Raw genomic sequence first — 12,812 nt, 5'->3', positions numbered from 1 at the left:
TGCGAGTCGCTACGTCTCGATGGCTCGCGTCGCCGCGAGTACCTCGTCGTGGACCTCGTCTTTTCCGTTGGAAGCGACTAGCCCCCGGGAGTCGTAGCGCCAGGGTTCGCCCTCGATGTCGGTGACCGTTCCGCCGGCCGTTCTGATCAGGTGGACTCCAGCAACGGAATCCCAGGGGTTCGCCCTGTGGTTCGTGATGACGCCGTCGAGCGCGCCCGCGGCGACCATCGAGAGGGCCGCCTGCGCACAGCCGTACCGGCGCATGTCGCCGAATCGATCGACGATCTCTCTGGTCGCAGCGGCGTACTGGTCGCGCTGGTCGAAGTCCCACCAGATGGTCGGACAGACCGCGCAGGTCTCGGGGTCGTCGCGGTCGCTGACCGAGATGGGCTCGCCGTTGCGGGTGACGCCGTCCGGTCCCGCCCGGTACGTATCGCCCAGCGCGGGCATGACGACCGCCGAACCGACTGGCTCGCCGTCCACGACCGCGGCGACGGCCGTCGCGAAGATTCGGATCCCGCGGACGTAGTTGTTCGTCCCGTCGATGGGGTCGATGATCCAGGCGGGCCCCTCCGGTGGGACCGTCTTTCGCTCGTCGTCCTCCTCGCCGACGATCGGATCGTCGGGGTAGGTCTCTCGGATCATCTCGATGACCGTCCGCTGGGCGTCCCGGTCCGCCTGCGTGACGACGTCAGTCTTCCCGCCCTTCAACTCGACCGGGATATCCTTCCGGAATGAGTCGTGGGCGACCTTGGACCCGGCCTCGGCCGCTCGAGCGGCGACCGCGGCACGATCCGCTGGCGACCCCACTTCGAGACCCTCCTCTCGTTCGCTCATACCTCGTCTTCGGTGGACGAACGGTGAAATGGATGCCGGTTCAGGGTCGTTCGAGCACGAATGCATATCGGGATCGCTCGAGAATGGATGCCGAATTGGGGTCACTCGAGAATGGGTGCCGATACGGGGGCGCTTGAGACGCCAGATTACGGAAACGCAGAAACGGGGTACACGTACGCTGACCGCACTATCGAACCGTACCCCGGTCGACCGAGCATCCACCCGGGAAGTAGACGTCACCGAAAAGACATATATGCGACCGACGAGAGTGGAAGATATGAACCGCCGCCGATTCCTCACCGGGGTCGCGATGGGATCGGTTAGCGTCGCGGGCTGTCTGGGAACGGGAGAGAGTCCCGCCCTCCCTGACGGGATGACAGTCGAGACGCACCATCGCGTCGGCAGTCACCTGGCTGACGACGGTCTCGAGCCGTCCGGGGAGCGACCACACTCGTACCAGACGATCATAACTGATCGGTCGACGGCTCGAGAGCGGATGCGAGACGGAGACGGAGGCGAGGGCGAGGGCAAGAACAAGAACGAGATCACGGAATTCGTCGCGGAGACCGATTTCGACCGATCGTACCTCGTCGTCGTCGTGGCACGAGCCTGGTCGAGCCAGCACTGGCTCGAGGTCCGAGATATCGAACGAACCGAAGATGGTATTCACGTCTCTATCGCCTCCGATTCGGACGAGCCGACCGTCGACGACGCCGCAGTCCACTCGCTAGCGATCCGGATTACCGACGAGGGCGACGAACCGGACGCCGTCGCCGTATCGATCGACGACGAGTCGATGGGGACCACCGAAAACACCTCGTGACCGGCCACAGACGCCCTTCGGTCACGGCGACCGGAGCCGTTCGACGCGCTCGAGTGAATCCGCCTCGGACGGCGTCTTGTCCTCCCTGATCCCGAGAAACCGTGGGAATCGGAGTGCATAGCCCGAACTGTACGTCGGCGAGGTCTGGATCTCTTCGTAGCCCACCTCGAACACGACCACTGGCTCGAGGTCTACGTCTTTGCCGTCCTCGGCGCGGATGTACGGCTCGAGGCGCTCGGTCAGTTCTGCGAGGGTCTCGTCGGTGATTCCCGTGGCGACCTTGCCGATGGTCTCAAACGCGCCAGCTCCGGACGCGTCCGTCGTCCGAACGGATAGCAGGAACGTGCCGAGGAAGGTTCCGCGTCGCCCCTCGCCCCACTCCGCGCCGGTGACGACGCAGTCGAGCGTCTCGACGTCGGGTTTTCGCTTCAGCCAGTGCTTGCCCCGGCGGCCCGGCGAGTACGTCGAGCCGGGATCCTTGAGCATGATCCCCTCGTGTCCGGCCTCGAGTGCGTCGGCGTCGATCGATTCGATCTCGTCGGGGTCGTCGGTGATCCGGAGGAGCGAGAGGCCCTCGGGCGTCTCGTCCCCTTTCGTCTCGGTCGCTCCCGTTTCGGCGGCGTCCTCGGACGCTTCGGGCGCTTCGGACACGCTCATTTCCGTTTTGGGGTCATCCTCGGCCGAGAGCACCGCCTCGAGTCGCTCGTGGCGCTCCGTGAGCGTGACGTCAAGTAAGTCCTCACCGTCGGCGTGGAGACAGTCGAAGAACACTGGCCGGACGGCCACGTCCTCGCGCGCTTTTGCCACGTCGTGTTTTCGACGGAACCGCCGGAGCACCTCCTGGAACGGGAGCGGATCCCCGCCGTCGTCGACGGCGACCACCTCACCGTCCAGGATCGTCGGTACCTCGAGGGTCGCCTCGGCGAACTCGACGACCTCCTGGAGCGCGTCGGTTACGTCCTCCATATTCCTCGAGAAGACGCGCGTCGTCGGGCGTTCGTCTCCCGAGATCCCGTCGGACGCACCTGTCGTCTCGACGCCATCGGGCGCGTAGTGCAACTGGACGCGCGCACCGTCGTACTTCCACTCGACGGCCGCCTCGTCCCAGGCCTCAAGGGCGTCGGTCACGCTCCCCGCCTGGGCGAGCATCGCCTGGACCGGGCGCCCGACCTCGAGGGTGAGCGCGTCCAGTCCCTCGAGTCCTTCGTCTCGCGCGACGACGGCGACGCGGCCGTAGTCGTTCGAGACCTGCAACGCGCGCTCGACGCGGTCGGCGGGGACGCCGAATGCCTCGGCGATGGCGTCGCGGACGGTCCCTTCCCCGACGCCGATGCGCATCTCGGAGAGGACGAGGCGAGCGAGGTAGCGGGCTTCATCGGCCGCACACCGGTTGAACAGCGAGAACAGGAGGTCAACCTTCGTGTCGTGACTGCCCGAGCCGTCGGTTTCGGCCAGTTCCGTGAGCGTGTCGGACACCGTCGCGACGGTGAGTTCGTCCTGGCCGCCGCCACTGCCGCCACTGTCACCACCGCCACCGCCGCCGAACGCTCCCAGCCCCCGCTGGCCACCGAACTCGTAGCTCGCGGCGACGGCGCCGATCTCGCCGACCTCGGCGACGGCTGTCTCGACGTCGTCCGGGCCGACGTTCGTCCCGGCCGCGCGAGCGATCGCCTCGTAGCACGTCCGCGGGCCGATGTCGAGTTTCCGGGCGTCCCAGGCGGGGAAGACCCGCCCCTGGACGAAACGGGCGACGACCTCGAGGTCCGGGCCGGCCGCCTCGAGGAGCGATCGGACGTGCGCTACCGTCTCGAGGTCGGCGGGTTCGGCCTCGATAGTGGCGGCGTGGTCGGCGAACGTGACGAAGTCCATGTCGTGGGAGTAGGCGACGGCGGTCGCTTAAGGGGTTCGAGATTGTGTCGGTCGCCGGAATGGTCGGACAGTCCCCTTCCAGACGTCGACTGCTACTAGGGCTTGTGGGTAAACAGCACGGGTTTCCCGTCTTCGACGCCCGTACAGATGTCGAGCGGGATGGTCTGGTTCAGGCTCGTGTGCTCGTCCTTGCAGACGACCATGTCGTCGAAGGGCTGGTCGCAGGCCGGACACGCCAGGCCGACTGTGTTCTGGTACTGCTTGATCGACTCGTTTTCCTCGCGAAGCGTCGCCGAGGAGACGTACTTCTCGAACTGCTCCATGGGCTACGTGGGAAAGAAGGGAGGTAAAGTGTTTCCCTGGTAGTCCTCGAGGATCAGAAAACACCCCAGAGACACCCAGGTCGAAAATTCCGACGGAGAGATCGCCGGTTACTGCACCGCAGCACCCGCACCAGCGCGATCAGTAGGTCGTGTTGTTCGACAGTTCGAGGCTCCAGGAGCCGAGGTCGCGCACGCCGTTGACCAGCCGACTGTTGCGAATGGAGATCTTGCGACTCTGGTCGTACAGACAGGCCGCTTCACGGCCGTTATACGACTCGGCGTCGGCTTCGAGGTAGCTCGAATTGGATCCGAGTTCGACGATGGGGAAGTGGCTGGCACGCAGCGTCATGTTCCACACTGAGAGGTCCTCGCTCGTGTTGACGATGGCGTTCCGCTTGGCGCCGTTTCGACCAGGCTGGTCGATCTCGCACGCGGCAAACCGGACGTTGGGCCGTTCACAGCGAATCCCGTCGCGGAGGCCGCTCGCGTCGCCGGCTTCGCCGTCGATGGAGAGGTACTCACAGTGGACGCGGTCCGTGTTGTTGGAGCTGCGCAGCCAGAGCGGGTAGCCCCCCGCGGCGTTGTGGGTGATGTTCGTGCGGGCGATGGTCGTCTCGCCGGCGCCGGGAGAGACGACGATGCCGTGGTTGACGTCGTTGCCGCTCATCTCGATCGTCGTGTTCTCGATCCAGGCGCTCTCACAGTTGCTCAGCACGGAGATTGCGTGGTTGCTCGGACTCGGATCGCTGACGCGGATCGCGGCGCCCTTGATCGTGACGTCACCCCGCTCGACGCGGATGCCACGATGGCTGGGGTACTTCTCGTCGACGTCGTCGATTTCGATGGTGGGCCACCTGACGACGCTGTCAGAGCCGCCGATCCGGATGCTCGCGGAGGTGCTGTTCTGGTAGAGACCGCCGTGAACGATGACCTTCCCGGAGCCGTTACAGGCGTAGAGGCCACTCCCGGGGAAGCCGCCGAGGTGACACCGCCTGAACGTCAGTTCGCCGGCAGTCTCGTTCGCGAGGATGCCGATCGGCCCCCGCGTGCTCGTCTTTCCGGCGTGGGGCGTGTTGCTGGCGTTCTCGCCGCCGTCTGGTGCTTTGAAATCGACGACGCGACCAGTCCCGTTCGACCCGATCACGTCGAACCGCGCGGGGCCCATGGTCCCGCTGTCGTGTTCGCCCTTGACGTAAATGTCCTCGACGTCGAGGCGATCGGTGACGACGGTGTCGATCGTTCGGATGCCGGTATTCTTGGCGGTCTGGTCGACCGTGAATCCCTCGAACCGAAGCTTCTTGCCGGGTCGGGAGAGTGTTCCCAGGCGGAAGAGGCGGTACTGGGGACCGTCGAAGTTGTAGTAATTCGCCGGGACGAGCGTCGCGTCGTTGCCGACGAACGCCACGTTGTCGAACTTCGTGAACCGGAGCTGGCTATCCATCGCGTAGCGCCCGGGTGGGAAGTAAAACAGCGTGTTGTCCTTCCGAAGGTTCCTGAGCACGGGGGTGATCGATTTGTTTCCGGTGTTGTCGGCGCCGGCTTCGACGACGTTGACGACGTGGCGGTACTCGCCGTCGTACTTCGTGTACGAGCCCGAGGCCGCGGCAGTCGAAGAGAGACCGAGCGTAGAGATACCCGCAATGGCCGCACCCTTCACGAACGCCCGCCTCGGGGGCCGGCGGGTGTCGGTTTCGGTTGGCTGCTCAGATTCGGAGGGGCGTCCATCGTCTGCGTCGCGTTCGTTTGCTATTCCAGTCATGAAATTCAATTATACGTACTGGTTCTAGTGGAAAGGAGGCTGTAGCTAGCCACCAAGCCATGCGACTGAGTGACAGTGGCTAGAATAGCAAAATAGGCCCTCGAGTCTCAGTCCGATTCGAAGATGAGTTCGAAGAATTTTCGCTGGGCGGCGCGGAGGTGATTGTTGAACGTCGGTTGTGAGACGCCGAGTGCGTCACTGATCTCGCTACCGGTGCTCTTTCGCGGCGACTCGAAGAAGCCGCTCTCGTAGGCAGTCTGGAGCACCTCTCGCTGGCGATCGGTCAGTATCTCGTCCATGTCCGCCGCGAACCCGCTCGTCGTTCGGCGGTCCCGGTCTCGAGGCTGTTCGCGTCGCGCCAGCAACTCCGAGTGGTCGTACGTCGCCTGGATCGTGTCGATGAACAGTCGAACGTTCGCGCTCTCCGGGAGGGCGACGACGATGGTTCCGTGTCCGCTTTCCGCCCTGAATCGCTGAGGGATGGCGCCGTGACCGAGGAGCGTTCCGAAGAAACTCGACTCGTCGACCGTACACTCGAAGAGGCACTCCTCGTCGTTTTCCGAAATGAGTCGCGTATCGTCCACCGTGAACGCTCGCTCCATGTGCTCGAGGACGGGTTCCGGCGGCGTCTCGTGGGTGGTGAAGAAGACGCGGTACCCACCGTCCGAGCGGGCGACCACGCTCTCGAGTTCGACGACACAGCCGACCTCGGCAGTCACCGAGAGGAACGGAATGGAGTCGTCCCGAATCTCGAATTCGACCTCGACGAACTCGTCGCTCACGAGCGCTTTCTTGCTCTCGACGGCGTTGATCGCGTAGGCGATGGTCTCGCCGAGTTCAACGAGAACGGTACGCTCCAGCTCCCCGAACGTCTCGAGCTGGTCCGAATACACCGTCAACACACCGTAGCGCATCTCGCGGTACACGAGCGGGATCGCGATGCAGGCGCGATAGCCGCGCTTGAGCGCCTCCCGACGCCACCGGGGGAGTGGCGGCTCGCCGAGCAGGTCCTCGACCACCTGCGGTTCCTGCGTCTCGTTTGCCAGTTCCGTCGGTTCCCGTTCGCTCGAGTCGGCGTTTTTTGGATCGATCGCTTCGAGGTACCCCTCGTTGGCGCCGCCCCACTCCTGGGGAGTCACCGCGTCGTGCACCGCGTCGTACTCGCCGATCCAGGCGAAGGTGTACGGTCCGGCGGTCGTCAACTGGGTGCAGACGGCCTGTTCGATCGCCGTGCGCGAATCCGCCGCCACCAGCGCCTGGTCGATGTGACGGATGACGTCGTTGACCTGGTTCAGTCGCGTGAGCCGCTCGTTCTGTTCGTGCAGGCGTTCGTCGCGTTCGATCAACTGGTGTTCTCGTTCGGCCCGATCGAGCGAGGACTCGGCGTTCGTCGCCAGGAGGCGAGCCAGCGACGGTTCCGTGCTCGCGGCCAGTATCCGGGCGAGCGACAGTCGCTCGTCGTGTACGTCGTCGCTCGTCCTCGAGCCGATGACGAGGACGCCGTGTCTCCCGAGTGGAAGGACCGCGACGCCGTAGGTGTCGATGTCGATGTCGGCGTCGGCGTCGGCCCCGGACGCGACCGCCATCTCGTCGTGAACCGTCACTCGTTTCTCGGCGAACGCCTGCCACGCCAGTTCGGCCTGCGGGTCGAACATCTGCTCCGCGTCGACGATCGTCTCGGCCAGCGCCGTCTGTGCGCGTGGCCTGAGCGTTCCCGTTTTGTCGTCGTAGACCGCGATCATCGTGATCGGGAGGTCGAGCGCCGATTCGGCCGTCTCGACCACGGTATCACAGACCTCTCGTACCGTCTCCGCCCCGAGCAACTCCCCGGTCGCCTCGACGAGTCCCTCGAGTTGCGCCTCACGCCGGCGTCGCCGTTTCTCCTGTTCGACCCGGTCGAGGGCCGCCTCGGCGGTGGCCGCGAGCAGCCCGGCGAGCTGGCGGCTGTCCGCGTCGAACACCCCGATCTCGTCGGAGACGGCGACCATGACGCCGTGAGACCCGAGCGGAAGCCAGATGCCGCTGGGAAACGCCGCCTCGAGACCCTCGTCGTGACCGGTCATACCGTCGTCCATCACGATGGTCTCTTGCTCGACGAACGATCGCCACGCGACCGAGTCGTCGTCGGAGCTCACGGGCGACAGGGCTCCGAACCGGTTCTCGACGTACTCGGTCGTCGCGGCCGGCGAGAGCCGGGTTCCGTCCGCGCTGGCGAAGTACACCCCGGCGCCGGGAATGCCGAGGACTTCGTTCGTCGTCTCGAGGATCAGTTCGCATACGTCCTCGGCGGTCTCGGCGTGGAGCAGTTCCCGACTCGACTCGTGGAGCGCCGTTAGCGTCCGTTCGTGTTCTTCCCGCTCGAGAGTGAGCGCGAGGAGCCCCTCGTTCGTCTCCCTGAGTTCCGCTTGCAGCGCCTGGATCATGTCCCGGTCTGCGTCCGAGGGCTGTTCGTCACCGTCCTGGCCGCTCATCGCGACCCCCTCGTGACCACAAGCACGGTCGCGTCGTCGTTCTCGTCCGCCAACTCCGCCAGGAGTCGGTGGGCGAGCGTCGAACTCGGTTCGTCCACGAGGTGGACGAATTCGTCCCACTTCCAGAGCGACCGTACGCCGTCAGAATACAGCGCCAGGGCGTACTCGGGGTCCCACTCGTTTTCCCTGATCAGCGGTTCCGGGGCGTCGTTCCCGAGCACTCCCCGTCGAGTCACGAACTCGAGTGGTACCGGGGCATCGACCTTGTGTGAGATGTTACCGACGCTGGCGTACGAAATCGTCTCTCTGGACCAGTCGAAGCGAGCGAGCGCCATGACGACACCGCGCGTCCTGGCACACACCCGTTCGACGCCCTGAAAGATGGTGGTGAGCGACTGGTCGAAGTGGCCCGTGACGTACCGTTTTGCCGCCGCCGCGGCGGTGTGAGCATCGCGTCCGTGCCCCAGTCCGTCGATCACGCCGACGAGGGCGTTGTCTCCCCACCGTTTGATGACGAACGCGTCGCCGTTCGGATCGCCGCGCGAACGGGGACGCGTCGCCGCTCCAAACGTGAGCGGGAACGGCTTCTGTGACCGTGTTCGTGTCTGGAATTCGCGTTTGGCGACGATGTGTGTTCCGGCGTGTGAGTCGGGGCGAGGAACGACCTCGAATTCGTCCATGAGCCGATCGACTGCCCCGAGGCCGGACCCCAGGCTCCCAGCCGTCGAATAGCCATCGGTGATCGCCCGATCGACGTCGCCGATTCCCGGCCCCGAGTCCTCGGCGTGAATCTCGAGACCGCGATGGTCGTCTGCCGACGTGGGCACGAGCGTGATCGTCCCTTCGCCGGCGTGTTTGACGATGTTCGAGGCCAGTTCGTGGATCACGAGGACGACCTCTTCGACGGTCGACTCGTCGAGTTCGAACGCTGCAAGGATCGGCTTCGCCCGGCGGCCGGCGAGGATGACGTCGGCCTGTTTGGAAATCGTGATCGACGTCTCGTCGTCACCCGTCATTGGCGACCACTCGTGGCACGTACTTGCGGATGGTGACGGTCGTCCCCGTCTCGGCACTCGTGTCGATCTCGAACTCGTCCATCATTTTCCGGGCGCCGGAGAGGCCGTGGCCCATTCCGCTCGACGTCGAGTACCCCTCCTCGAGGGCGCGATCGACGTCCGAAATCCCCGGGCCGTCGTCGTCGAAGACGATCTCGACGACGTGTCGACTCCCCTCCGAACGGACGCGCCACTGCATCGTCCCGACCTCGGCGTAGAGATAGATGTTCCGGGCGAGTTCGGAAACCGCGGTGACGATCCGGGTGGTGTCCGTTAGCCCGAAGCCCACGTTCGAAACGACCTCTCGAATCGTGGTCCGGGCGGTGACGATGTCCGATTCGGAGGCGATCTCGAGGACCCCTTCTTCGCTCATCATGTAACTCACCCCGAATCTATGTCGAGGGCGTCTAGCGCCGCATCGATACTCCGGGCCGTCTGCACACCACCGAGGTCGAATCCGAGTTCGGTCACCGTGATAGCGATGGCGGGGCCGATGCCGACGAGAATCGGTCGAACGCCCATCAGTTCGACCATCTTCGCCGTCTCGACGATCACCCGGGCGAAGAACGAGTCGACCGTTTGCACGTCGGAGACGTCGAGCACGACTCCCTCGATGCGTTCGAGGTTTGTCTGGTTGATACGCTCGAGAATGCGTTCCTGAAGGTCGTCGATCGTACTGTCCGTCGGGTGTGGAGGGAGGGTCGTGATCAGCGTTCCTCGCACCTGAATAACGGTGACGCGATCTGTGTGGGTCATGTTACGTTGATTGAGACGCGTTCGTCACGATGTCGATGTTCTGGGTGAGGTGCAATCCGAGTTCTAACCCCTCGCTCAACGTGGATCTGGTTCGGATGTCGTCCATCGTGATTCCGAGCTGGACCAGCGTCTGGGCGATGTTGGGGTTGATTCCGGTGATGATGACTTCGCTACCCAGCAGCGACACGGCGTTCACCGTATCGGTGAGGTGCTGTGCCGTCGCTGTGTCCACGTTCGGAACGCCGGTGATGTCGATCAGCGCGATCTCCGCTCCGTTCTCCGTGAGTTCGGTGAGCAACTCCTCGGTGAGTCGCTGTGCACGAGCCGTATCCAGCGTTCCGACCACCGTCGCGAGGGTGATGCAATCCCAGATTTCGACGATCGGCGTCGACTGTTCGAGAATCGCCTCGGCCTGTTCGGCCGTCTTCCGCTCGAGTCGCTTGCGCTCGGAGATGTCGGTGACGTAAGCGATAAACTCACCGTCGTCGACGGTTCCGGAGATGAGAACGTCCACCGTTTCCCCGTCGTTCGCGATCAGTTGCGTCTCGAATGCGTCTACGCGACCCGTTCGCTTGAGTTGTTCTTCGAGTCGCTCGCCGTCCTGTGGATCTGCGTATTCGATGGACGAGATCTCCGAACGTAACTGTTCGACCGAATCGAAAGAGAGCATTCTGGCGAGTTGCTGATTGGCGTACTGATTCTCCGAGTCGACCTGGGATGCTTCGAGATCCAGATCGTCGACCGGAACCCGAAAGATGCCGATAGGAGCATTTTCGATTAATTTCTCGTAGGGGGGATCACTCGGTGACATCCGTAATCCGGTAAAAGTACAAAATCTGGCCTATTAACGTTTAGGACGATTTAGGTGTTATATTTCCGTCACTACTGCTGGCTGCCGATGGGCGTCTTCCTCGAGAAGTCAGTTTCTGGCTCAAACGACTCGTAGACCGTTCGATGGGGAATCCGTTCAGTTGGCAGGAGAACAACGAAATCCGACTACCTCTCACATTCGGTGATGGTCCGATTTTGAAGAGTGTATTGGTGGCTTGCCAATAAACCGCTCGCGCCAACGAGTAGGTGCGCTCTCGAGACGTTCCCTCTCGAGCTAGTTGAAAGCGCGAAATACCAGACGCCACCCGCCCCCTTCCGTGGCGCAGTCGCACCGCACCGGGCCAGTCGTCCGAGAACGCAGGCCACCACTCGTCGGAGCGCGTCGAACACTCGAGTACAGTGTCCGCTCGAGGGATAACTGCATTTAACCCACTGGAAAGCAGACCCGGTGGTATGGGAGCCGAGGAACTCGCGTCGCGTCTCGAGGAGGTGCTCGCCGTCGATGCCGAGTCGTTTCGCGACCGCGCGATCGAGGAAGCCGACGTCATCGTCGAGGGAATCGAGTCGGGCGCATTCGACAACCCACAGGCGATCGTCGGCTTCGAATACGAATTCTACGCCATCGACGCCGAAACGGCCGCGCTCAAGCGCGTCCCTCGGCGACTCCTCGAGTTGATGGGCTTCGAGAAGGAACTCGGCCTCCACAACGCGGAGATGACGACGAGTCCGCAACCGCTCAACGCCGACGGGCTTCGCGCCCAGGAGTCGGAGATTCTCGCCCGCCTGCGCGCAGCCGAAAACGTCGCGAACGCGGAGGGGATGCGTCTGGTCAGCGACGGCCTCTGGACCCTTCCGCCCGCGGGCGAATCCGCCTACGAGTACCTGACGGACACGGTCGAACGGACGCTCGAGGTTGGCAATTCCTCGGTCGCCAGCGGCGAAGCGGGCACCAACTCGCGCACCGTCACGCTCGCAACGAACATGAGCGACGCCGCGCGCTACCACGCGATGGCCAACACCGACCGTGCCGAGGCCGCCGGGATGGTCCTCGACTGCCCGCACGTCTCGCTCGCCGCCGAGACCGCGATGCCGGAGAGCCTCATCACCTCGATCCAGCCCCACTACCAGGTCCCCCACGCCCCCGACCTGCCGACGTACTTCAACTACGCCGTCAGGATCGCCGGCCCGCTGCTCGCACTGGGGGTCAACTCGCCGTTCCTTCCCGCCGACCTCTACGACGACGGGGCGGCCCCCGAGGACGTCCTTCGCGACGCCTGGATGGAACACCGGATCAGCATCTTCGAGACCGTCCTGAACGACCCTTCGGCCGGGGCCGGCAAAGTCCGCTTCCCGCACGACCTCGAGAGCGTCGAGGAGGCCGTCGAGCGAATCGCCACCGACGACACCCTCGTCCCGATGCCGGTCGGCGACGGCGACCGGTTCGACGACCAGTTCGCTCACTTTCGGCGCAAGCACGGCACCTACTGGCGGTGGGTGCGCCCGGTCTTCGACGGCTCGAATCGGTCGGCGGCGAACGCCCGCATCGAGTTTCGCCCGATTCCGGCTCAGCCGACCGTCCGGGACTCCGTGGCCTTCCTCGTGGCGTACGCGGGCCTCCTGGAGAGTCTCACTCACCTCGAGCACCCCGTTCGCGAACTCGACTGGGAGATCGCCCGCGAGAACTTCTACGCCGCGATGCGCGACGGGCTGGCAGCCGACCTCGAGTGGATCACGAACGACGGCCAGACGACGAACGACACGGAGTCCGTCTACGCAGACCTCTTCGCACACGCCGAAGACGGTCTCTCGAGTCGCGGTCTGACCGACGAGGAGGTCGCGGCGTACCTCCACCCGCTGCGTCGCCGCGTCCGCCAGGGACTGACCCCCGCCCGCTGGAAGTACGAACTGGTGGCCGATGAGGTCGCCTCGGGGGAGTCACTCGCGGGCGCCCTCGAGGTGATGCAACGTCGGTACGTCGAACAGCAGGCCGAGACGCTGTTCGAGGGGAGTTTCGCGGACTGGACGTGACCCAAGCCGGAGTAAGATGGGAAGTCACGCTCGAGTCGACCGGGCAGTCGATGATCGGTG

At 64.4% G+C, this 12,812-nt stretch carries 11 protein-coding genes; 2 read left to right on the top strand and 9 right to left on the bottom strand.

Features of this window, described 5'->3' with window-relative positions; genetic code table 11:
- Nucleotides 1-9 precede the first annotated feature (9 nt).
- Entirely contained in the window at nt 10-837 is an 828-nt protein-coding gene (locus J1N60_RS12895) for an inositol monophosphatase family protein (RefSeq protein WP_312908005.1), read from the bottom strand.
- Nucleotides 838-1,114: 277 nt separating this feature from the next.
- Between J1N60_RS12895 and J1N60_RS12890 the strand changes: the two genes are divergently transcribed.
- Nucleotides 1,115-1,660: a hypothetical protein gene (locus J1N60_RS12890; protein WP_312908003.1), complete on the top strand. Its 546-nt coding sequence runs from the start codon at nt 1,115-1,117 to the stop codon at nt 1,658-1,660.
- Nucleotides 1,661-1,681: 21 nt separating this feature from the next.
- On the opposite strand, the gene J1N60_RS12885 is transcribed toward J1N60_RS12890, so the two are convergent.
- The 8 genes from J1N60_RS12885 to J1N60_RS12850 form a co-directional block, all read right to left on the bottom strand.
- Nucleotides 1,682-3,529, bottom strand: a complete 1,848-nt coding sequence (locus J1N60_RS12885) for an ATP-dependent DNA ligase (RefSeq protein ID WP_312908001.1) — start codon at nt 3,527-3,529, stop codon at nt 1,682-1,684.
- A 95-nt stretch (nt 3,530-3,624) separates the two neighbouring features.
- Complete coding sequence (locus J1N60_RS12880; RefSeq protein ID WP_253435531.1) at nt 3,625-3,852, bottom strand: DUF7385 family protein; 228 nt, start codon at nt 3,850-3,852, stop codon at nt 3,625-3,627.
- Nucleotides 3,853-3,991: 139 nt separating this feature from the next.
- Entirely contained in the window at nt 3,992-5,611 is a 1,620-nt protein-coding gene (locus J1N60_RS12875) for a right-handed parallel beta-helix repeat-containing protein (RefSeq protein ID WP_312907996.1), read from the bottom strand.
- Nucleotides 5,612-5,718: 107 nt separating this feature from the next.
- Nucleotides 5,719-8,082 carry a bacterio-opsin activator domain-containing protein gene (locus J1N60_RS12870; RefSeq protein WP_312907994.1) on the bottom strand — a complete coding sequence of 788 codons (2,364 nt, stop codon included), beginning with the start codon at nt 8,080-8,082 and terminating at the stop codon, nt 5,719-5,721.
- Nucleotides 8,079-9,098 (bottom strand): ATP-binding protein, encoded by a 1,020-nt coding sequence (locus J1N60_RS12865; protein WP_312907992.1) that lies wholly within the window; start codon nt 9,096-9,098, stop codon nt 8,079-8,081. The genes J1N60_RS12870 and J1N60_RS12865 overlap by 4 nt, the downstream gene beginning before the upstream one ends.
- On the bottom strand, nt 9,088-9,510 hold the full coding sequence (locus tag J1N60_RS12860; RefSeq protein ID WP_312907990.1) for an anti-sigma regulatory factor: 423 nt from the start codon (nt 9,508-9,510) through the stop codon (nt 9,088-9,090). The genes J1N60_RS12865 and J1N60_RS12860 overlap by 11 nt, the downstream gene beginning before the upstream one ends.
- A gap of 8 nt (nt 9,511-9,518) precedes the next feature.
- Nucleotides 9,519-9,893 carry an STAS domain-containing protein gene (locus tag J1N60_RS12855; RefSeq protein ID WP_312907988.1) on the bottom strand — a complete coding sequence of 125 codons (375 nt, stop codon included), beginning with the start codon at nt 9,891-9,893 and terminating at the stop codon, nt 9,519-9,521.
- Nucleotide 9,894: 1 nt separating this feature from the next.
- Nucleotides 9,895-10,704: an STAS domain-containing protein gene (locus J1N60_RS12850; RefSeq protein ID WP_312907986.1), complete on the bottom strand. Its 810-nt coding sequence runs from the start codon at nt 10,702-10,704 to the stop codon at nt 9,895-9,897.
- Between the two features lie 473 nt (nt 10,705-11,177).
- Between J1N60_RS12850 and J1N60_RS12845 the strand changes: the two genes are divergently transcribed.
- The gene (locus J1N60_RS12845) at nt 11,178-12,752 is read left to right on the top strand and encodes a glutamate-cysteine ligase family protein (RefSeq protein WP_312907985.1); all 1,575 of its coding nucleotides are present in this window, start codon (nt 11,178-11,180) and stop codon (nt 12,750-12,752) included.
- Nucleotides 12,753-12,812: the final 60 nt, after the last annotated feature.

The sequence above is a fragment of the Natronosalvus caseinilyticus genome (assembly GCF_017357105.1).
Classification (GTDB): Archaea; Halobacteriota; Halobacteria; order Halobacteriales; family Natrialbaceae; genus Natronosalvus; species Natronosalvus caseinilyticus.
The sequence above is the reverse complement of the archived record's forward strand: the minus strand, read 5'-3'. Positions and strand labels throughout refer to the sequence as shown.